Source organism: Paenibacillus cellulosilyticus (genome assembly GCF_003182255.1).
Lineage (GTDB): Bacteria > Bacillota > Bacilli > Paenibacillales > Paenibacillaceae > Paenibacillus_T > Paenibacillus_T cellulosilyticus.
Window position 1 is genome coordinate 203,508 of sequence record NZ_QGTQ01000001.1, and the last position, 19,929, is coordinate 223,436.

Annotated in this window: 20 protein-coding genes; 6 read left to right on the forward strand and 14 right to left on the reverse strand. The window is 52.8% G+C overall.

The genetic code is table 11. From position 1 onward, the window contains the following. Nucleotides 1-73: 73 nt before the first annotated feature. Both DFQ01_RS00830 and DFQ01_RS00835 read right to left on the reverse strand, forming a co-directional pair. Complete coding sequence (locus DFQ01_RS00830) at nt 74-904, reverse strand: aldo/keto reductase (protein ID WP_110041983.1); 831 nt, start codon at nt 902-904, stop codon at nt 74-76. 30 nt (nt 905-934) lie between these two features. Next, nucleotides 935-1,798, reverse strand: coding sequence for a DUF72 domain-containing protein (locus DFQ01_RS00835; RefSeq protein WP_110041984.1), 864 nt, complete (start codon nt 1,796-1,798; stop codon nt 935-937). 189 nt (nt 1,799-1,987) lie between these two features. On the opposite strand from DFQ01_RS00835, the gene DFQ01_RS00840 reads away from it, so the two are divergent. Then, the gene (locus DFQ01_RS00840) at nt 1,988-2,251 is read left to right on the forward strand and encodes a hypothetical protein (protein ID WP_110041985.1); all 264 of its coding nucleotides are present in this window, start codon (nt 1,988-1,990) and stop codon (nt 2,249-2,251) included. 239 nt (nt 2,252-2,490) lie between these two features. On the opposite strand, the gene DFQ01_RS00845 is transcribed toward DFQ01_RS00840, so the two are convergent. The 3 genes from DFQ01_RS00845 to DFQ01_RS00855 are packed head-to-tail and all read right to left on the reverse strand — an operon-like array spanning nt 2,491 to nt 3,837. Then, nucleotides 2,491-2,814 carry a DMT family transporter gene (locus DFQ01_RS00845; protein WP_110041986.1) on the reverse strand — a complete coding sequence of 108 codons (324 nt, stop codon included), beginning with the start codon at nt 2,812-2,814 and terminating at the stop codon, nt 2,491-2,493. A gap of 2 nt (nt 2,815-2,816) precedes the next feature. Further along, nucleotides 2,817-3,239, reverse strand: coding sequence for a DMT family transporter (locus DFQ01_RS00850; protein ID WP_110041987.1), 423 nt, complete (start codon nt 3,237-3,239; stop codon nt 2,817-2,819). Nucleotides 3,240-3,243: 4 nt separating this feature from the next. Further along, the gene (locus tag DFQ01_RS00855) at nt 3,244-3,837 is read right to left on the reverse strand and encodes a TetR/AcrR family transcriptional regulator (RefSeq protein WP_110041988.1); all 594 of its coding nucleotides are present in this window, start codon (nt 3,835-3,837) and stop codon (nt 3,244-3,246) included. A gap of 217 nt (nt 3,838-4,054) precedes the next feature. Here DFQ01_RS00855 and DFQ01_RS00860 point away from each other — a divergent pair, with 217 nt between their 5' ends. Continuing rightward, nucleotides 4,055-5,242, forward strand: a complete 1,188-nt coding sequence (locus DFQ01_RS00860) for a glycoside hydrolase family protein (protein ID WP_110041989.1) — start codon at nt 4,055-4,057, stop codon at nt 5,240-5,242. Nucleotides 5,243-5,353: 111 nt separating this feature from the next. On the opposite strand, the gene DFQ01_RS00865 is transcribed toward DFQ01_RS00860, so the two are convergent. From DFQ01_RS00865 to DFQ01_RS00875, 3 genes are all read right to left on the reverse strand, one after another. Continuing rightward, on the reverse strand, nt 5,354-7,051 hold the full coding sequence (locus DFQ01_RS00865) for an ABC transporter substrate-binding protein (protein WP_110041990.1): 1,698 nt from the start codon (nt 7,049-7,051) through the stop codon (nt 5,354-5,356). Between the two features lie 87 nt (nt 7,052-7,138). Then, the gene (locus DFQ01_RS00870) at nt 7,139-8,011 is read right to left on the reverse strand and encodes a carbohydrate ABC transporter permease (RefSeq protein WP_110041991.1); all 873 of its coding nucleotides are present in this window, start codon (nt 8,009-8,011) and stop codon (nt 7,139-7,141) included. 15 nt (nt 8,012-8,026) lie between these two features. After that, nucleotides 8,027-8,971 carry an ABC transporter permease gene (locus tag DFQ01_RS00875; RefSeq protein WP_110041992.1) on the reverse strand — a complete coding sequence of 315 codons (945 nt, stop codon included), beginning with the start codon at nt 8,969-8,971 and terminating at the stop codon, nt 8,027-8,029. A gap of 363 nt (nt 8,972-9,334) precedes the next feature. Here DFQ01_RS00875 and DFQ01_RS00880 point away from each other — a divergent pair, with 363 nt between their 5' ends. Continuing rightward, nucleotides 9,335-10,189 (forward strand): helix-turn-helix domain-containing protein, encoded by an 855-nt coding sequence (locus DFQ01_RS00880; protein WP_110041993.1) that lies wholly within the window; start codon nt 9,335-9,337, stop codon nt 10,187-10,189. Between the two features lie 128 nt (nt 10,190-10,317). Here DFQ01_RS00880 and DFQ01_RS00885 read toward each other — a convergent pair whose 3' ends face one another. From DFQ01_RS00885 to nirB, 3 genes are all read right to left on the reverse strand, one after another. Then, a complete protein-coding gene (locus DFQ01_RS00885; protein WP_110041994.1) occupies nt 10,318-11,415 on the reverse strand; it encodes a uroporphyrinogen-III synthase in 1,098 nt (365 codons plus the stop codon). A 118-nt stretch (nt 11,416-11,533) separates the two neighbouring features. Next, nucleotides 11,534-11,866 carry a nitrite reductase small subunit NirD gene (nirD, locus tag DFQ01_RS00890; protein WP_110041995.1) on the reverse strand — a complete coding sequence of 111 codons (333 nt, stop codon included), beginning with the start codon at nt 11,864-11,866 and terminating at the stop codon, nt 11,534-11,536. 48 nt (nt 11,867-11,914) lie between these two features. Beyond that, the gene (nirB, locus tag DFQ01_RS00895) at nt 11,915-14,383 is read right to left on the reverse strand and encodes a nitrite reductase large subunit NirB (protein ID WP_110041996.1); all 2,469 of its coding nucleotides are present in this window, start codon (nt 14,381-14,383) and stop codon (nt 11,915-11,917) included. Between the two features lie 354 nt (nt 14,384-14,737). Between nirB and DFQ01_RS00900 the strand changes: the two genes are divergently transcribed. The 3 genes from DFQ01_RS00900 (at nt 14,738) to DFQ01_RS30945 (ending at nt 17,098) form a co-directional block, all read left to right on the forward strand. Beyond that, nucleotides 14,738-15,292 carry an ANTAR domain-containing response regulator gene (locus DFQ01_RS00900; protein WP_110041997.1) on the forward strand — a complete coding sequence of 185 codons (555 nt, stop codon included), beginning with the start codon at nt 14,738-14,740 and terminating at the stop codon, nt 15,290-15,292. 344 nt (nt 15,293-15,636) lie between these two features. Then, nucleotides 15,637-16,869, forward strand: coding sequence for a nitrate/nitrite transporter (locus DFQ01_RS00905; RefSeq protein ID WP_110041998.1), 1,233 nt, complete (start codon nt 15,637-15,639; stop codon nt 16,867-16,869). A 79-nt stretch (nt 16,870-16,948) separates the two neighbouring features. After that, a complete protein-coding gene (locus DFQ01_RS30945; RefSeq protein WP_174812875.1) occupies nt 16,949-17,098 on the forward strand; it encodes a hypothetical protein in 150 nt (49 codons plus the stop codon). A gap of 252 nt (nt 17,099-17,350) precedes the next feature. On the opposite strand, the gene rfbD is transcribed toward DFQ01_RS30945, so the two are convergent. From rfbD to rfbC, 3 genes are read right to left on the reverse strand one after another with little or no spacing between them, the layout of a single operon-like run. Further along, a complete protein-coding gene (rfbD, locus tag DFQ01_RS00910) occupies nt 17,351-18,202 on the reverse strand; it encodes a dTDP-4-dehydrorhamnose reductase (protein WP_110042360.1) in 852 nt (283 codons plus the stop codon). A 44-nt stretch (nt 18,203-18,246) separates the two neighbouring features. Next, nucleotides 18,247-19,272 carry a dTDP-glucose 4,6-dehydratase gene (rfbB, locus tag DFQ01_RS00915; protein WP_110041999.1) on the reverse strand — a complete coding sequence of 342 codons (1,026 nt, stop codon included), beginning with the start codon at nt 19,270-19,272 and terminating at the stop codon, nt 18,247-18,249. A gap of 5 nt (nt 19,273-19,277) precedes the next feature. Next, entirely contained in the window at nt 19,278-19,835 is a 558-nt protein-coding gene (gene rfbC / locus DFQ01_RS00920; protein WP_110042000.1) for a dTDP-4-dehydrorhamnose 3,5-epimerase, read from the reverse strand. Between the last annotated feature and the right edge of the window lie 94 nt (nt 19,836-19,929).

The window sequence follows — 19,929 nt, forward strand, 5'->3', positions numbered from 1 at the left end:
CTGTCAAGCCGGCGGCAACCTATATGGTGCTTCCCGAATAGCGGTTATATGCGGATTTTCCTCATGCCAAATGCTACACGAACGTGAGCGGGTCTGGACCGAACCGGCGTCCCTCGTTCAATGCATCAATCGCAGCTGCATCCGCTTCCGACAGTTCAAAATCAAACAAATCCGCGTTCTCGGCAATACGCGAAGGCGTAACCGACTTCGGAATCGTAATAACGCCGCGCTGCAGATCCCAGCGGAGAACGATTTGCGCCGGCGACTTGCCATACTTCGCTGCCAGCTCAGTCAGCAATGGCTGATCCAGATTGCCTTGCATAAGCGGGCTCCACGCTTCAAGCTGAATACCCCGCTCGCGGCACAGCGATTGCAGCGAGGGCTGCGTCAGCAGCGGGTGGAACTCAATTTGATTTACCGCCGGTATCACTTCACAGTTCGCAAGCAGCTCCTTCAGCTGCGGCTCCAGGAAGTTGCTGACGCCTATCGCACGAACGCTGCCGTCACGGTACAACTTCTCCAGCGCGCGGTATGTATCGACGTACTTGCCCGTCACTGGCCAGTGAACGAGATACAGGTCAATGACATCCAGCCCAAGCTTGCGACGGCTCACCTCGAACGCCTTCAGCGTCGCATCATAGCCTTGATCTTCATTCCACACTTTCGTCGTAATGAACAGCTCGTCCCGGTTCACGCCGCACTCGCGAATCGCACGGCCAACGCCCTCTTCATTATGGTAGAAGGAAGCGGTGTCGATGCTCCGGTAGCCGATCTCTACGGCTGAGCGAATCGCGTTCACGACCTGCTCACCATCCTCTGCCTGCCAGACGCCAAGGCCAAGCCATGGCATACGAACGCCATTGTTCAGTGTTACCGTATCTGCAATATGCTTTGGAATACTCATCGTGTTGCATCTCCTATCTTATTCAATTAGTTAGAACAAACTAAGCTGCTCCGCATCGGGCTCCTCCGGCTTCGGCAGCGGCGGTACGGGTTGTCCGAGCATCGCCATCAGCTGACGTGCGTTATCGGCAGCATCCCCACCCGAGTTGTTGTTAAAAATAACAATAACCCGCTCCGACAGCTGCTCCAGTCGGCGCAGCCGCTCGGCCCATTCCGCAAGCTCTCCTTCGCTGTAGCGGTACAGATAACGGACGTCGCGCCAATTCGGCGCACTGCCGGATAACCAGCCCTCCGCATGTCTGCCGTGGAAGCGGACGAGCGTCAGCTTCTCATCGGTCGCCGCCTCAACAATCGGCACACAACCAACTCCGATCTGCGGCTCATCACATATGCTGTGAATCCATTCATCTTGCTTCATATAATCAAGCGTTCGCTCCTGCATGTCAGGTTCGAACCAGCTCCGGTGCCGGAATTCGAGCATGCATGGTATTCCCGCCATTCGCGCTCTCGCCTCGCGGACCATTCTAACATTGTCTCGTGTACAATCGAACCACGGCGGATACTGAAACAGCGCCGCCGCCAGCTTGCCGGCCTCGATCATCGGCAGCAGGGAATCGCGGAACGCCTTAAACATCACGCCTTCGCTTGGAAAAGGGATACGTCCTCGCGTGTGGCCAGTCATGCCTTGGTAGGCTTTGACGACGAATCCGAAGTCAGATGGTGTGTCGCTCGTCCACTTCGCCATATTCCGTTCCGGCTGCACCGCATAGAACGAGCTATCGACCTCAACAACCGGAAACAAGCTGCTGTAGACGGCCAGCTTGTTCTTCGCTGCGCCGGGCGCCGCATACAGCTTATCGTGATCGCCCCAGCCCGCCAGTCCAATCTGAATCATCTCCGCCTGCCTCCCTCTCCGCCAACTGTTCATGAACGAATTCCTTCCATGAATATACTCGAACCCATTACGGCCTTTCAAGTTTACAAAAGGAAACTGTGCGCCATTTACATGTCATGTGAGCCCAGATGACCGAATAGAATGAAATCAGAACGTCATCCTACTATTGTCCGAAGGTGGTGCTTTCCCATGGTATGGCTGTGGAGTGCGCTAGTTGTAATCGTTCTGGCTGTCGTTATCGTCCTCATTTCAACCTCGCGCTCAAGCTGGACGATCATTCAGACCGAAAGCGACACACGCATTGACCTCGTTGACCGCTTGTATGCGTACTTGAAGTCACAGGGCATCAAATCCAGGCTTACCGGTGATAACAAGGTTCGCACCCTGCAAGTTCGCAAGCAGGATGAAGAACGAGCACGAGGACTCGCGGAGTCGTTTCAATCCAAGACGTAAAGCAGCATTGTTTGACACCGACCTGCCTGCCGATAGTTTGGCATCTGATCCGATAAGCCCCATCCGCCTACTTTGAGCGGTCGCCATCTGGCGATCGCTCCTTTTTATCGGTACGCTGCACAAAACAAGCTCCTCCTGCGATGCCGTCGGGCACGCAGGAGGAGCTTGTTTTGTCTCAATAGAAGGGTATCGCTTTACTAACAGGCATAAGTGCTGAATGATTGCCGATTGCTCTGTGCTTAATGTGAAGCTCCGCTTATTTTCAAACCGATTACGCCAACGATAATCATGCCGATGAACAACAGCTTGCGCCAGTCCTTCGATTCACCAAACACGAACATGCCAAGCAGTACGCTGCCCGCGGAACCAATCCCTGTCCAGATGCCGTATGCGGTGCTGATCGGAATGTCCCGCAGCGCCTGCGACAGGCAATAGAAGCTGACAATACCGGATATAATCGCGCCGACTGTGCCCTTCCACTTACGGAAGCCGTCGGACAGCTTCGTGAACGTTACCCCGCTTACCTCGCCAAGTCCGGATAACAATAGAAACAACCAAGCCATGTTTACTGCACCTCCTGCCGCTCAGACGCTACAGCCGCGCCATTGCTATGATGATCCTTGCCTGCGACCGTGCCATCGCCAGTCTGCTGTTGCTCCGCCGGCTTCTTCTCGCCCGAGATGACCTTGAGGCCGATAATGCCGCTGATCAATATCGTAATGAAAATTAGTTTGCCGACCTCCGCCGGCTCGTCAAGAAATAAAATGCCGACAAGCGCCGTGCCTGCCGTACCAATACCCGTAAAGATCGCGTACGCCGTACCGATCTCAATGACACGCATCGCCCTTGCGAACAAGGCGAAGCTCGAAATAAGCGCCACAACCGTTAATATACTCGGCACAAGCCGAGTGAAGCCATGCGACTCCTGCAGACCGAACGCCCACGCGATCTCCAGAAAACCGCCTGCAATTAGATAGATCCATGCCATTGCCTTAATCTCCTCTCATGATGCCGTTCCACAGCCACTCCCATACGGCCTCGACCCGTTCTCGGTGCGTCTTCGCGTCGTAGAGCTGAAACTCCACAAGCAGGCCGTCAATCAATGCGTAAATGACCGCGACCTGCCGATTCAAATTCACTGGCGGCGTACCTGCCTCTTCGGACGCAGCGCGCAGCAGCGCATGAAGATCATCCGTAATCTTCTCTTCGTACTGCAGAATATGCTGACGCAGCCGCTCATCCAATCCACGCGGCGGAGCAAGCATCACTCGTTTCAGAAACGCCTGCCCGATCGACATGCCTTTGAAATCGGTGTAGAAATCAAACAGCAGCCGCAGCCGTTCCTTCGCGGATAACTGCTCGACCCGCTCGCCGTCCATCTGCGCGATCCACTTCTCCCGCTCCTCGACAATGACGTCCTCGACGAGACGAAGGAATAGCTGCTCCTTCGATGCATAGTGCGCATAGATGGACGGCGTCTTAATGCCGACCTCCTTGGCAATGTCGGACAGCGACGTGCCTTCAAATCCATATTCCGTGAACAGCTTGAGCGCTGTTTGTTGAATGCGATATGCGGTATCGTTCATGGGATCGAACCTCGTTTCGAATTTACCTAACGAACGTTAGTTAGTTGTTTCTGCTGACCATTCTAGCTGAGGGGGAACGGGAAGTCAAGGGGCGATTATCCGCCTCCTATTTTCAAATTGTGGAAATATTATATTGTTTGATTTTGCAAGTATATGTTACGTTAGTGTTGGATTTATTGAATAAAATTGGGAACAAAGGAGTTGCCACGTCCGAATTATGAAGAAAACATTGCATAACTTCTTACTTATCGTATGTATATTGTTATTACTGCCTCAAACGATCTATGCAGACTCCTCTGATACGACTGCAGTACCAACCACAACGACAGATAGCTTATCCTCGAAGATCGTATTCCCGATCAAGTTCAATCGCGCGACAGGCGACGATATCATCTCAACCGCTGCGGACGAGAAGGGCAGCATCCTTATTGTGACGAATAACTACCTCAATATTACGCATGACTACGGGAAGACTTGGGTGTCCCGCTCCCTCCCATCGTCCGGCATGTATGCGGTGCGTTATCTCAAAGGAAAGTTCTATCTATCCACGATGCACGTCGATCAATACTATTCGGTGATCCGGATCTATGCGTCGAGCAATGGCGGAGACGAGTGGACGAAGCTGAGCCTTACGGCCAAGAACGGCCAGCCGGTCACGATCGGCAGCCTGCAATATTTGAACGGCAAATATGTGATGCTCGGCACGCAGGTGCTTAACGAACGTACGCCGGTCTATACGTCAACCGACGGGTTCACTTGGAACGAAGTAGGCAGCATCCCGTTCAATATCGGCTTTCTGACTTGGAACGGCACGCGCTACAGCGCATTCGGCGGCGGCTATCAGCTCACTCCACAGAACAAAAGCCAACAGATGACCCGCAACCAATTCAAGCTAAAGAATGGCAATTGGGCGGAGATGATCGTCTTCACGTCGAATGATCTAACCGAATGGACGATGCAATCGGGCGCGATCAAGAAGAACTTCTATTATGATTCGTTATACGTGAATGGTAAGCCTTATCCCGTCTATGATTACCAGGAGGAGCAGCCGGTTACGAACGGAACGATCATCCTCTACGATTACTACGGAAATCGACTGAAGTCGACGAACGGTATTACGTTCACGATGTCGAGCCAAGCCGACCTGTTCCCTACCAACGACTATCGCTCGCCGATGTTCCAAGTAGGCAAGCAATATATGATTTTCACGCAGTACTGGTATGCGTCTGGGGTTATGCGCTTGAATGTGCTGACTTCAACCGACAAGGTGCATTGGAAGACGACGAAGCTAAGCCGCAATACCGATAACATGTGGGTCTATCAGGCGGGAAGCATGCTGGTGGGCCTTACCGATAAGCATCTTCTGCTATCGAGCAACGGCATCGATTGGAAGGTCGTTCGCTAGACAAAAAGAGACCCATAAGCGATCACGTCACAAAGGCGCGATCCTTACGGGTCTTTCCTATTATTTATGAGGGGTTTAAGCCATGCGAGCTGTACAAGTGTGAATTAATCATTAGTAGCCAAGCTTGCTCTTCGTTTTCTCGAAGATTTCGTTAGCCATATCCGTGTAACGCGTGCTGCCGTTTGCTTCTGCTTGTTTCACATAAGAATCCCACTCTGTGCCGATATTCGCTTGGCCCGTAATGAACTTCAGCGTCATCGTCTTCACATAGTCCATCAGCGGCTTGGAGATCAGGTTCATCTCTTCGCTATCGTCAGCAGATCCCATGATTGGAGGAGCAACTTTACGTGCTTGGCGCAGCGTCAGAATGCGGTCGTTGTAATCCTTCTCGCCTTCGGACATTTTCGACAGCTTCAGCTTAGCCGAACCGCCGTAAGCGAATACACCGCCGCCGAAACCATAGTCGACGTTCAGTTTCTTCTCTGCCGTTGGGTTCAGACCGTTAAACGTAATATCCGAGTTGAGCTTGATGTTGCCGTCTGCATCCTTGGAATACGTCTCGCCTTCAACGCCCCACAGGCTCAGCGTGTGACCTTCGTCGGAGTACCACAGCCAGTCAACGAAACGCAGCATCTGAATGAACTTCTCTTCGCCCAGCTTCTTGAGTGCGTTCTGGCTGATCATGACACCATTCTCGAGGCGCGACGCTTCGATTTGCAGCTGACCTTTAGGGCCGCCCGGCTGAACGATCATGTACAGATCCGCGTCAGGCACTTGCATCTTCGCTACCATATCTGCGAGGTTCTGGTAGTTGCCATTGATAACGTACGTATCGCCTTTGTAGAACTTAGCTAGCGCTGCATCGTCTTCCTGCGTGAACGATTCTGGATCCAGAATGCCTTCGGAATACAGCTTGTTGAAATACGTCACATAGTTCTTGAAGTCTTCCGTCGTGTCGGCAAAATTGAACTTCTTCTGGTCTTGGTCGAATACCAAGCCGTTGGACAAGCCCCAGCCGCCTGTTACGCCGTACTCAACAGCCGCGATGTTGAGCGTAGACTCGCCTTTGAAGCGGTCCGACATCACATACTTAGCACCCGTGTAATCTTTAACCTTCTTCATTGCATCGTAGAAGTCTTCATACGTCCAGTTGCCTTCGTTTGCTTTGACATCAACGCCTGCCTTCTCGAAGACGTCTTTACGAATGATGTACGAGTAGCCGCCGCCCGCTACTTCCCACAGTCCCGGAAGCACGTAGTATTTGCCGTCATCCTTCAGCTTCGCCTTCAGATCTTCCTCCATGCCCCAGTCCTTAACGGCTTTCTGGTAGTTCGGCATGTACTGCACCCAGTCGCTGATCGGAACAATCTGTCCGCCGGCTACGAACGGGCTCTCGTCGTACGTCTTCGGAATGATGAACGGTGCGTCGCCGCTGTTGACGAGCAACGTCTTCTGGTTCTCGTACTCGGTTCTCGCCGTGACCGTCAGATCGAAGGAAACGTTCGTTTTCTCCTTGATCGCGCTCCACAGTCTCCAGTCTGCCTTGTACGGATAACCTTCGTTGTCGCTGAACATCATGGAGTACGATACAGGCTCATCCGAATGGAAGGTTGTATCTTCACCGAATGTGTAGCCAACTGCCTCTGCGTTGCTCGTCGCATCTGTGTTGCCTGCTGTTTCTGTACTTGTTTTCTCTGTTGTACTAGACTCCCCGTTTGTGTCCTTGTCATTGTCACTGCCGCATGCTGCGAGACCGAAAACCATAGATGCCGCAAGCATAATACCTGTTGCCTTCTTAAACCTGTTCATGGTACGCCTCCTCAAACCATCAAAATAATATAATGGATAGAAATGACTGCAGCAAGCTGCTGCCTCTTCTGTGAAACCAATTGTTGGTTAACCCTTTACGGAGCCGATCAGCATACCCTGTACGAAATATTTCTGAACGAACGGGTAGATACAAATAATCGGCAGTGAAGTTAGGATCATGGCTGTCGATTTGATCGTTGCAGCAATCTGCGTCGCAGCCGCGTCGGACGAACTGAATTCATTCGTGCCGATCGCACTGTCGATGATTTGCCGCAAATAGAGAGCGACTGGCCAATGTTCCTTCGACTGCAAATAAAGCGAGGCGCTGAACCAGTCGTTCCAGATCGCAACCATGCTGAACAGAATCATTGTCGCCAGAATCGGCTTGGAGAGCGGCAGCGTCATTCTTGCAAAAATGCCGTATGTGCCTAGTCCATCTACTCTCGCAGCTTCATCGACTTCATTAGGCAAGCCGGCGAAGAACGTCTTCACCAATATGACATTGAATGCGCTAATCGCGCCGGGAATCACGATCGCCCAGATGGTGTCACGCATATGCATCATTTGAGCGACGAGAACGTAGTTCGGAATCAATCCGCCCCCGAAGTACATCGTAAACAGGACAAACGGGATAAAAAACTTGTTCAGTCGAAGCTTCTCCTTCGACAAGGGATAAGCCAATATCGCCGTTAAAGATACCGAAATAACGGTGCCGAGCACGGCATATAGGATCGTGTTGCTGTAGTACTTATAAAATTCAGGCTTCTGCAAAAGGAGCTTATACGTATTCGCGGTGAAGTCGACCGGAAATAGCGTGACCTTCCCTGCGTAGATCGCAGCTTCCGAACTGAAGGACTGCGCGACCAAATAAACGAAAGGGTAGAGCGTAAAGATGACAACAAACAACATGACCAGCGCGTTAAACCCTTGAAATGTACGATAAGAGGCTGAAACCTTCATGCATGATACTCCCTTCTACCACAGGCCTGTCTTGGTTGTCTTCTTAGAGACGAAGTTCGCCAAGGTCACCAGAATCAAACCAATTACGCCATCGAACAAACCAACCGCGGTAGCAAAACTGAAGTTGCCGCCGACGCCTTCTTTGCCACCGATACCCATTCGGTACACGTAGGTGGAAATAACGTCTGCCGTCTCATACGTAAGCGGATTGTAGAGAAGCAGCACTTTCTCAAAGTTCGAACCCATGATGCCGCCGATATCAAGAACCAGAAGCGTCATGATCGTAGGCAGGATGCCTGGGATTGTAACATGCCATGCTTTGCGGAACCGAGAAGCGCCATCTATACTAGCCGCTTCGTACAACTCTGTATTAATACTGGTCATTGCCGCGAGATACAGAATCGTGCCCCAACCTAGACCCTGCCAAATGCCGGACGTGATGTAGATCGTCGGGAACCATTGCGGCAGCGAGATGAATTGTATCTTCTCAATCCCAAGGTGACCTAGAAGCGTATTGATCGGTCCTGTCAATGAGACGATCTCCTTGATCATCCCCGCCACGATAACCATCGATATGAAGTGCGGCAGATAGGACACGGTCTGAACGAGCTTCTTCACTCGCATACTTCGCAGCTCATTGAGCAGCAAGGCGAATATTAAGGTAATCGGGAATCGGATGACCAAATACGTGATGCTGAGAAAAATGGTATTATTGAACGCCCGCCAGAAGGTCGGGTCCTTCAAGAACATATGGAAGTAACGCAAGCCCACCCACTCGGTACCGAAGATGTTCGGACCGCCGCGATATTTTCGGAAAGCGATTACATTTCCCAGCATGGGCAGGTACTTGAAGATAACGAAGTAAGCAATCGGAATAATTAGAAAGGAGTAAAGCTTCCATTCCTTGCGGACATGCGCTACAAGAGATGGCTTTCGCATTGCAAGTCTTGCATTCGACATACACCCACCACTTTCCACTTGATAATTAAATCTGCCCATTTTAATGTACGCGTGTACATTTATTGGCAAATAATCATGAATAAATAAAGATATACAAGGATACTGTCAACTTCATACGTATAATAATTAAATATCTAGAAAAAGATCATATATACGCGTCAAAGGAATTGTAACCGCTTTTATCACTGCTGTTGATTAGTATTTTATAGAACGAGCCGATCATTTGACATAGAAGAAAACAAGAATCGTTTGTAATTATTAAACATCTTTATTGCATGACCTTGAACATGTTATGATGAGGATCCGGTTCCTCTCTTTCGTAGATAGGGCGTGATTCTGAGTGTTCTGGAGTTGATTCGTACGATGGAATTCAGCCAATTCGAGTCGATCTATCCCGAGGTTTTCCTATTCGTTGATCGCCGGTGCTTCCCGGATTGGGAAATTATCCGCAACAAAATCGACTTCTACGATTTGACGTTCGTCGTGGGAGGCAAAGCCGATTATTATGTCGATGGCCAGAAAATCACAGTGGAAGCGGGGGATATGCTGTTCATTCAATCGGGCAGCGTCAGAGAGGCTCACACCTACAAAGACGATCCGATGCATTCGTATGCGTTCAACTTTCTATTAGCAGCACCCCATGATGAGTTCCGCTTTCCGTTTGAAACGGTCACGAAAAATCAAATCACCAACGAAATTCTCAACTATATTCTCGAGTTCAATCGGGTCTGGAGCGGCATGCAGCCGGGGCATCGGTTAGCAGCCAGAGGCATCTTCATTCTCCTCCTTCACCATTTGCTGTCGAGTGCCTTCCAGCGCTCACCCGAAACCAATCCCGATGATCGGATTATTAAAATTAAAGAATATATCATCGATCATTTCCCAGACGAGCTGGATATGTCGACCTTGTCCAAGGTCGTTAATCTTCACCCTGTCTATCTAGGCAAGCTGTTCAAGACGAATACCGGCTACAGCATCCGGCATTTCATCAATTTCATTCGAGTGAACAATGCCGAGATGATGTTGTCCAGCGGCGGCTTCTCCGTCTCGGACGCAGCCCAGCGCTGCGGCTACAATGACATTAGCTACTTCAGCAACGTATTCCGGGCCATCAAGGGCTATCCGCCATCTAAGGCAGGGATGCAGAGGTGTCTAGTGATCGAGGAAACGAACAGAGCTGCAGCGGTGGTCGAAGCTTCTCTCAAGAATTCTCTATAGTGGGCAAAATAAAAGAAGCCTGCGGATTCACTCGCAATGTCGAGTGCCGCAGGCTTCTTCTTATTGCCAATAAAACCTACCGATAAACGCGGCCGTTCATCATCGAAACAGCCGCGATAGAGGTTTTCTTATGGTTGTACAGTCGTACCCTTCGAGCATTCGCCAGAGACGTTCGCTGCTTCGACGGCAGCTGCTTGATCTGCTGTAAGCCCACTAAATACAGCCGTATCAGTAAGCTTCGACAACCCGACAAGTGCAACAGCCGAAGACAAAATCCCTCCGCTTCCGCGTGGCGCAGACCCCGATGCCGTATCCTTGCCAGAGGCTATAACACGCTTCGACGCAGCGTTCGCAATCACTTCACTGCTGCGACCTTGGACTGTCCGCTCTCTAGAAATAGCATCCGTTACTCTAGAGGCTAAAGCTGCAGCATCGTAGTAACGTGAGAGCGTGACGACCATGCTGCCCATCCGCTCTTCTTCTGGGAAAAGCACACGTGTCACACCTTCTTCGCGAAGCGCCTCGGCGGTCACTTTGCCAACCGCAACAGCGAGAACGCGGCCTTCGAAGGCTTGCAGTACTTGTTCCCGCATACCAACAGCTGCCGCTTCGCTCATCAAGCAGCGCACTTGAACCGTACTGGTGAAGGCAACGGCATCTACTTCTTCAGCAACAATCTCGCCGATCAGCAGTGCTATCGCGCCGCCCTCCGGCATAATGTGACGATACGGCAAAATCTCCTCGCAGATCGCACCTCTTGCCTCAAGCACAGCGTTCAGCTTCGGCGCCGGATCACCGTACAGTTGCAACCCGACTCGTTTGCCCGCCAGACTATACGCGCCCAGCAGCTGCAGCAGTCCCGCTGTCGTCCCATCCTCGTCGCGCACCTCAGGCGTCAGCCCAACCTTGCGCAATACGTTGACGGTCTTGTAGCCGCGCGCCGCGATATGCACGCCGCGCAGCGTCTCGATGAAACGTTCCAGCTGACCCAACTTCTCGGCTTGCGCAAGCAGCGCCTCTGTTCCGACGCCGGTCGTCAGCACCAGCCAATCAACAGGGTTCTCGATCAGTGACTGCAGCTGCTCCGCAAACTGCGAGTCATCGAGAAACACCGTTCCCTGCGCTGGACGAATGACAGCTGTCCCTCCGAATTTGCTGATCATGCGAGCCATCTCATCCGCCTTGCGCGGTCCAGTAACTGCAATCGTCTTCCCTTCAAGCCGCATATTCTCAGATCCTTTCCTTTGGAGATTTACTTCGCAGCATCCACTCCGGCGTTTCCAAAGGAAACGTACTCCGAATACACAAGCTAACTGTCATGAAGAATAAACTACCCTTTACCTGTTAGGATACCTTCGACTGTGCGCCGTCCAATAGGAGCAGCACATTGCCGCTTCCATCGACACTCGTCTCGAACGTACGGACACAGCCTTCATCCGGATCCTGCACGATCCCGTTCGTCAGGTTGATTTTCCAGTCATGCAGCGGACAGTAGACATGACCGTCGCATACCAGCCCTTCGGACAGCTTCCCCTGCTTGTGCGGGCAGCTGTTCTCGACCGCCTTCACCGTGCCATCGCTCAGCTTGAACAGCGCAAGCTCCAGCTCTCCCATTCGAAACACTTTACCCCGACGTTCCGGAAACTCCGTAATATGTCCGATCAAATATTGCTCCATGCCGCTCTCTCCTCTCGAATCTCTCTCTATATGAAACTAGGCTGTTCCCTAGACCGTTTGATCGTTTGATCCGTTATTCGTCACTGCCGCTGCCGCTTCAGCATGAACAGGCGCCGTAAGGGCATCAAAAGCGCTGCGCAGCTCATCGTTCTCGATAATTTGCTTCCACGGATCCTGCGTCAGACTGAGCGTATGGTCAATGCGGGAATTGAGCGCATCGCGATCTTCCTTCTTCTCCAGCGCTTTCTTGATCGTATCCAGACCAACACGCGCTGCCCACTCGCTCGTACGCTCCAGGTAAGTCGCGTCCTCACGGTAGTACTGCAGGTATGCCCCCGTCCATTCCAGCACTTCTTCTTCCGTTTTCACTTTGACGAGCAGCTCCGCTGCACGTACCTTCGTACCGCCGTTGCCGCCAACATAGACTTCCCAGCCGCCGTCAATCGCGATAACGCCAAGGTCCTTGATCGTCGACTCCGCGCAGTTCCGCGGACAGCCCGAGACCGCCAGCTTCACCTTATGCGGCGTATTGAGACGCTCGAATTTCTTCTCCATATCGATGCCCATTTGGATCGAGTCCTGCGTACCGAAGCGGCAGAACGTCTTGCCGACGCATGTCTTGACGGTACGAAGCGTCTTGCCGTAAGCGTAGCCCGATGGCATGTCGAGGTCCTTCCACATTTTCGGCAGATCCTCTTTCTTCACGCCGAGCAAGTCGATCCGCTGGCCGCCCGTAATTTTGACAAGCGGCACCTCGTATTTCTCTGCTACCTCCGCAATCCGCTTGAGGTCTTCCGGCGTCGTTACGCCGCCATAAATACGAGGTACAACGGAGTACGTGCCGTCCTTCTGAATGTTCGCGTGGTTCCGTTCGTTGACGAAGCGCGATTCCAATTCATCCTCATGTTCAGCCGGCCATACCATGCCGAGGTAGTAGTTGAGCGCCGGACGGCATTTGGAGCAGCCCTCTGGATTTTTCCATTCCAGAACCGCCATGACCTCACGGGAATTCGTCAGCCGCATGCTGCGGATCGCATCTACGACTTCGTCGCGCGAATGTGTCGTACAGCCGCAGATGCCTTCCTTCACAGCCGAAACATTATCTGCACCGACCGTCGCCAGCAAAATCGCTTCAACCAGCGGCTTACAGCCGCCGCAGGAGCCGGACGCTTTCGTGCAAGCCTTGATCTCACCTACGCTGACGCAGCCTTTCTCCGTGATCGCTTCAACGATCGTATCCTTCGTGACACCGTTACAACCGCAGACAATTTCATCGCCGCTCATCGCTTTGACCAAATCGTCCGGTCCGCTCGCCTTACCGCCACCGCCGGAACCAAACAATACTTCCTTCTCGCGGCCTGCGAAGCTATCGCCTTTGCGTATATAGGAGAACAGCTTGGAGCCTTCCGACGTATCGCCGAACAACACAGCGCCTGAAATCTTGCCGTCCTTGAATACTACCTTCTTATATATACCGTCGAGATCGTCCTGAACCCGCAGCGCCCGCGTATCCGGTCCGTCTGAGAAGTCGCCTGCGGAGAACACGTTGACGCCAGAGATTTTCAGCTTCGTCGACAGGACCGAGCCCTGGTAGCCATCCGCCTCAATGCCTGCGAGTTTCTTCGCCAACACCGCGCCTTGCTCATATAGTGGAGCGACGAGTCCGTATACGATGCCGCGGTGCTCCGCGCACTCGCCAACTGCATATACATTCGGAATGTTCGTCTCCATATAGTCGTCTACGACGATACCGCGGTTAACCGCAATGCCTGCATCCTTCGCAAGCCCGGAGTTCGCCTTAATGCCGACAGCCATGACGATCAGATCAGCTTCGACAGAGGTGCCGTCTTTGAAGGTCAGCCCTTCGACGCGGTCGCCGCCGATGATTGTGTCAGAGTTTTTGGTAAGAAGGAACTTCATGCCTTGACGCTCCAGCTCCGCCTGCAGCAGCTTCGCCGCCGTCTCATCCAGCTGACGCTCCATTAAATAATGGTGAATGTGGACAACGTGAACTTCCATGTTCAGATTGACCAACCCGCGAGCCGCTTCGAGACCGAGCAAACCGCCGCCGATAACGACGGCCTTCTTATATTGCTGCGATGCGGAGAGCATCGTCTCACAGTCTTTAATATCGCGGAAGGCGATGACCCCTTCCTTGTCTGCGCCCGGGAGCGGCAGCATGAACGGCAGCGAGCCCGTTGCAAACACCAGCTCATCGTATTCCAATTGAAGCCCGAGATTCGTCGTTACCGTTCTCGCTTCCGTATCAACTGCTGTCACCGTCTGTCCGGCGTGAAGTTGAATATTGTTTTCTCTATACCATTCCCAGCTGTTCAATACGATATCTTCCATCGTCGCTTCACCGGCTAATACTGAGGACAACATAATCCGGTTGTAGTTCGGATGAGGTTCCGATCCAATAATCGTAATGTCATACCGATGAGGGTTCAGCTTAAGCAATTGCTCCACAAATGATACGCCAGCCATGCCGTTGCCGATCATCACTAGTTTCTTCATCGTCTCTCCTCCTGTCGAAGCCCATCTCTTTATGTTCGCACGTCCCTGGCAGCCGCAGTCTCCTATGAGACATAAAAAGCCTATCCCTCCCGCAGACTGCGCATTATTACGCACGTCTTACGAGTGAGATAGGCTCCATTGCCATTGTTGCGGCACGCCGTTGTGCCGACTTCTATTGGACTTAATAGCCTCAGTATACTGACCTCACGACTCGATGTCAACTAACCTTACACAAAAATATCAAAACGGGCTTCATAGATAATCAATACTTTTGGCCGTCGACAGCTATCGGTCTGCATGTTATATTTTATAACATATTGAATTGCCAGAAAATCGGAGGGATGGGTCATCGATATGAAAACGATTCTGCTCATTGAAGATGACGAGACGAGTGGATTACGGGATCGGTTAAAAGATTGCTGCCGTACGATCCATCGAGCGAAGTCAGAGCAGGAGGCATGCGGCCTCATCGCGGTCGTGGACGGTATTATAATGAACGTACCGCTTGCACGTCTGCATCATTGGCAGGCAGCACTTACCGCGATGCGGCGAATTCCGCTGCTGTGGCATTGCACGGAGCAGAAGCTGCCGGGTCAGATGGATTGGGGGTTCGCTTTAGACGGTGTACTATTTCCTTCCATGACTGTTCCTGAGTTGAAGCACGCTCTTATGTGGGGTGCACGCACCCATCAACAACGCAAGCGCTGGAGTGAGGAACGCGAGCAGCTGATGCAGCGGATCGAGGAGCGCAAGTGGATTGATCAGGCGAAGGCAGTGTTATGTGAGATTCGTGGCATAAGCGAGAGCGAAGCCTACGATTTTCTACGTAAACAAGCAATGAATGAACGGAAACGAATGGGTGATGTTGCCGCTTCGATCGTAAAGGTGTACCAGCTGATTCACGGATAACAGGCGTGATGTCGCAGTATTTGCGTTTCGCGATGCCGCTCTCCTTCTGGCAAAATTCTTTGTGTAAGGTATATTGACATCAACTTAACAAGTCGCATATAATCCAATTACATTCACAATGCCGTGAATCAATACCGGCTGGTACAACGCTGTACCTGTCGTAGGCAATGGGGCCAAATTGCAATCCTTCCGTACGGGAGGGGAGCGATTTGGCCCCTTTTTGGCATAGAAGCCATCGGGCAAGTGCGCATCAAGGAGTTGGAGGAAACAACTGTACAAGAGAGAGACAAAAAAGAGAGAAAGAAAAACAGAGAGCTTGGTCACTAGGAGAGGAGAATGATTCAATGGCAGGAAAAGGTTTCTTAAAAAGCGGTCACACCCCATCGTTATTCAGTGCTTTCGCTTACTTCGACATCAGCTTCATGATCTGGAGCTTGCTCGGACCGCTCGCAGTTGTCATTATGAATGACTATCCGATGGATGCAGCACAGAAGGCGAATCTCGTCGCGCTACCTGTACTCGGCGGCTCCATCCTACGGCTCGTGTTCGGTTTCCTAACCGACTATATTGGACCGAAACGGACAGGTCAGCTTGGCATGCTCATTACGCTCGTCCCGCTCGTGCTTGGATGGCAGTTCGTTAATTCGCTCAATTCCCTGTATATCGTCGCATTACTGCTCGGCTTTGCCGGCGCTTCATTCGCAGCGGCGCTCCCGCTCGCAAGCCGCTGGTATCCGCCGCAGTACCAAGGCCTCGCAATGGGGATCGCGGGCGCCGGGAACAGCGGTACGGTATTCTCCACGTTGTTCGCTAACCGGATCGCGACGCATTATGATTCCTGGCATGTCGTGTTCGGCCTTGCCATCATCCCTATCGCCCTTGTATTCATCGTCTTTACCTTGTTCGCGAAGGATAGCCCGAATCAACCTGCACCGAAGAAGCTGGCGGACTATGCCAAAGTGCTGAAGCTTCGTGACACTTGGCTGTTCTGTCTGCTGTACGGCGTCACGTTCGGCGGCTTCGTCGGCATGGCGAACTACTTAACGATTTTCTTCAATACCCAATATGAACTGAGCGCAGTAAGAGCCGCAGACTTCGCAACGCTGTGTGTCATCGCCGGCAGCTTCTTCCGTCCGGTAGGCGGATGGCTGTCCGATCGCATCGGAGGCATCAACATGCTTCTCGGCTTGTACGGCGTCGTCGCGATTATGCTCGCTTGCATCTCCACCCTGCCGCCGTTTGGTCTCATCGTCGTGCTGCTGTTCATTATGATGATGTCGCTCGGAATGGGTAACGGCGCCGTGTTCCAGCTTGTCCCGCAGCGGTTCAGAGACGAGATCGGTCTCATTACCGGTATCGTTGGCGCTGCAGGCGGCCTTGGCGGTTACTTCCTGCCGAAGATCCTTGGCAACATCAAGCAAGCAACAGGCTCCTACTCAACAGGCTTCCTGATCATTTGCGGTATCGCACTGCTCTGCGTGTTCACGCTGCTCGTTGTGCAAGGCAGCTGGAAACGTACGTGGATCGGCACTGGCGGCAAAGCACGCGCCGATCAAGGCGCAATTATTTCTTCCTAACTATATAGAAGCCATGCATGTCCGGCGCGGTGCAGTGCCGTGTCACCCCATTCCCAACTCGAAAGGATGCTGATTCGATATGAACAAACACGAACGACTGTACACAGTGAATGAAGGAGACTCCTTCGCTTCCGGATCTCATGCACATTCTTATGAAGATTCCCCTTGGGAAATGGCGGACTTCGGCGACTGGCTGGACGCTGCGGATTTGTTTGAGATGTTGGAGTAGCGTAGAGCTGAACCTTGAATACTTAGGTGCTAAATACCGCAACTACACAGTCGAATGTTCTTACGATCGCTGTTGTCCTCGGATTGTACTGATTATATAAATTCAGAAATGGTAACAATCCGAGTGACAAAGGCGACCACTTCGTTTCTACAGAACAATTCGTCTGCTCCGTTGCTGATTAGCACGGATGTACTCAAAATTAAGCTCTATTAATTTGCTGGAGTAAAAGGAAAGGTTGAGCCGTTAGTTGGCTCAACCTTTTGGTGTGCGCAGCTGATGCATGAAGTCTCGCAGCGCTTCGCGCCAGTGCCGCATTGGCGGCAGGCCATTCGCGCGGATCGCGCTGTGGTCGAGCACTGAGTACGCTGGGCGCGGCGCCGGACGCGGAAATTCCGCCGTCGTGCATGGCTCGACCTTCGCAGGCAGGCCGCCCTCCTCGAAGATCGCGGCGGCGAACTCGTACCACGAGCAGCTGCCGCTGTTCGTGGCATGGTAGATGCCGTACGCTTCCGTCGCGATGAGCGAGAGCAGCATCTGCGCGAGATCCGCTGTATAGGTCGGCGAGCCGAACTGATCGCTGACGACCTTCACCGTGCCGCCCGCTTCGCCAAGGCGAAGCATCGTCCGCACGAAGTTTGCCCCATGCGCTCCATACACCCATGCCGTACGTACAATGAAGTAGCGGTCATGCAGCGACTGAACGAGCTGCTCCCCTGCCAGCTTCGACTTGCCGTATACCGTCAGCGGATTGGTTTCGTCATATTCGTTGTAAGGCGTTGTTGAGCGACCATCGAAGACGTAATCCGTGCTGACGTAAGCCAGCTTCGCGCCAGCTTCACGCGCTGCGATCGCGATATTGCGCGATCCTGCAGCATTCACCTGGTAGGCGTTGTCCGCGTCAGCCTCCGCACGGTCAACAGCCGTATAAGCCGCGCAGTGAATAACTGCGTGTGGCCTTACTTGTTCGACCGCGGCGCGGCACTGCGCTAGGTCGGCAATGTCCAGTTCGTCACGGCCGAAGCCGAACAGCTCATAGGCCGGATCGCTTCGCAGCATGAGCTCGCGGCCTAGCTGCCCGTTCGCGCCGGTTACGAGTACGCGAATCGGAGCTATTTTATCCATGGAGGCGACCGTGGATTGTTCTGCTGTCATGACTGATCTCCGTCCGCGCTACTGCCATAGCGAGTATCGTAGTAGGCGCGATAGCTGCCGTCCCTCACGTCTTTCAGCCACTGGCGGTTCGCCTTATACCATCGGATCGTCTCGCGGATGCCGCTCTCGTAATCGTGCTTTGGCGTCCAGCCAAGCTCGTTGCGGATCCGGTCCGCGTCGATTGCATATCTGCGGTCATGGCCGAGCCGATCCTCTACGAACGTAATAAGCGACTCCGGCTTGCCGAGCTCCGCCAGTATCGTGCGCACGACCTGTAGATTCGTCCGCTCATTACGTCCGCCGATGTTATATACTTCACCACTCTTGCCCTTACGCAGCACTAGATCGATCGCACTGCAGTGATCCTCGACATACAGCCAGTCACGAATGTTCAGCCCATCGCCGTATACCGGAAGCGGCTTATCCTCCATCGCCTGCTGCAGCATCCGCGGAATAAGCTTCTCTGGGAACTGATACGGTCCGTAGTTGTTCGAGCAGCGCGTGATGTTGACCGTCAGCCCATAGGTCTCATGGTAAGCACGCACCAACAGATCCGAGCCCGCCTTACTCGCGGAATAAGGGCTGTTCGGCGCCAGCGGCGTCGTCTCCGAGAACAGACCCTCTTCTCCAAGCGTGCCATACACCTCGTCGGTCGATACATGAACAAACTTGCCCGTTCCATACTGCCTCGCAAGCTCCAACAGCGTCTGTGTCCCAAGGACATTGGTCCGGACGAACACCTCCGGCTGCTCGATGCTCCGATCGACATGCGATTCAGCTGCAAAATGGACAACCGCGTCCAACCCTTCCGCAAACAACGGCTCCAGCGCAGCCCGATCGGTAATGTCCGCCCGAACGAAACGATACTGCTCAGACTGATCTATCGATTGCAGATTGTGTAGATTGCCCGCGTAGGTCAAGGCATCGACGTTGATGATCGACAGATCGCTATAGCGGCCAAGCATATAATGAATATAATTGCTTCCGATAAACCCGGCACCGCCGGTTACAAGCAGCTTCATTCGTTTCATCCTTCATAATCAAAGTTGTTGTCCGCGTCCGCCAGCAGCGGATGTCGTCCATCCTTATCCGACAGCACCGGCACGTTCGTCGGCCAGTTGATCGCTAGTGCAGGGTCATTCCACGCAATGCCGCGGTCATGCGCCTGCGAGTAATACTGATCCACCTTATATTGGACCTCGCAGTCCGGCACAAGCGTGCAAAAGCCATGCGCGAAGCCACGCGGCACGAGCAGCTGCCTTTTGTTATCCGCCGATAAAATAAAACCTTCCCACTTCCCATAGGTCGGAGAGCCGCGCCGAATATCGACAATGACGTCGTAGATCGCCCCCCTCGTCACCCGTACCAGTTTCGTCTGCGCCTGCGGATTCAGCTGATAGTGCAGCCCGCGCAGCACGCCAGCCTCTCTAGACAAGGAATGATTGTCCTGTACGAATCGATAGGTTAACCCCTTCTCATCCCACAGCCGTTCCTGATAGCTCTCCATGAAGAATCCGCGATGGTCACCGAATACAATCGGCTCGATCAGCTTCGCCCCGGACAGCCCCGTTGGTCGAATATTCAACGTATCCCTCACCGCCTGATCCTAATTGTAGCAGCCGGACAGCTCGAAGAAGCGCGCACCGCATACCGGCCCGTTGTCGCCTTCCTACAGCATA

Coding starts and splice junctions, on each gene's coding strand:
- DFQ01_RS00830 (WP_110041983.1), bottom strand. CDS start 904: ATGAGTATTCCAAAGCATATTGCAGATACGGTAACACTGAACAATGGC.
- DFQ01_RS00835 (WP_110041984.1), bottom strand. CDS start 1,798: ATGATTCAGATTGGACTGGCGGGCTGGGGCGATCACGATAAGCTGTAT.
- DFQ01_RS00840 (WP_110041985.1), top strand. CDS start 1,988: ATGGTATGGCTGTGGAGTGCGCTAGTTGTAATCGTTCTGGCTGTCGTT.
- DFQ01_RS00845 (WP_110041986.1), bottom strand. CDS start 2,814: ATGGCTTGGTTGTTTCTATTGTTATCCGGACTTGGCGAGGTAAGCGGG.
- DFQ01_RS00850 (WP_110041987.1), bottom strand. CDS start 3,239: ATGGCATGGATCTATCTAATTGCAGGCGGTTTTCTGGAGATCGCGTGG.
- DFQ01_RS00855 (WP_110041988.1), bottom strand. CDS start 3,837: ATGAACGATACCGCATATCGCATTCAACAAACAGCGCTCAAGCTGTTC.
- DFQ01_RS00860 (WP_110041989.1), top strand. CDS start 4,055: ATGAAGAAAACATTGCATAACTTCTTACTTATCGTATGTATATTGTTA.
- DFQ01_RS00865 (WP_110041990.1), bottom strand. CDS start 7,051: ATGAACAGGTTTAAGAAGGCAACAGGTATTATGCTTGCGGCATCTATG.
- DFQ01_RS00870 (WP_110041991.1), bottom strand. CDS start 8,011: ATGAAGGTTTCAGCCTCTTATCGTACATTTCAAGGGTTTAACGCGCTG.
- DFQ01_RS00875 (WP_110041992.1), bottom strand. CDS start 8,971: ATGTCGAATGCAAGACTTGCAATGCGAAAGCCATCTCTTGTAGCGCAT.
- DFQ01_RS00880 (WP_110041993.1), top strand. CDS start 9,335: ATGGAATTCAGCCAATTCGAGTCGATCTATCCCGAGGTTTTCCTATTC.
- DFQ01_RS00885 (WP_110041994.1), bottom strand. CDS start 11,415: ATGCGGCTTGAAGGGAAGACGATTGCAGTTACTGGACCGCGCAAGGCG.
- nirD (WP_110041995.1), bottom strand. CDS start 11,866: ATGGAGCAATATTTGATCGGACATATTACGGAGTTTCCGGAACGTCGG.
- nirB (WP_110041996.1), bottom strand. CDS start 14,383: ATGAAGAAACTAGTGATGATCGGCAACGGCATGGCTGGCGTATCATTT.
- DFQ01_RS00900 (WP_110041997.1), top strand. CDS start 14,738: ATGAAAACGATTCTGCTCATTGAAGATGACGAGACGAGTGGATTACGG.
- DFQ01_RS00905 (WP_110041998.1), top strand. CDS start 15,637: ATGGCAGGAAAAGGTTTCTTAAAAAGCGGTCACACCCCATCGTTATTC.
- DFQ01_RS30945 (WP_174812875.1), top strand. CDS start 16,949: ATGAACAAACACGAACGACTGTACACAGTGAATGAAGGAGACTCCTTC.
- rfbB (WP_110041999.1), bottom strand. CDS start 19,272: ATGAAGCTGCTTGTAACCGGCGGTGCCGGGTTTATCGGAAGCAATTAT.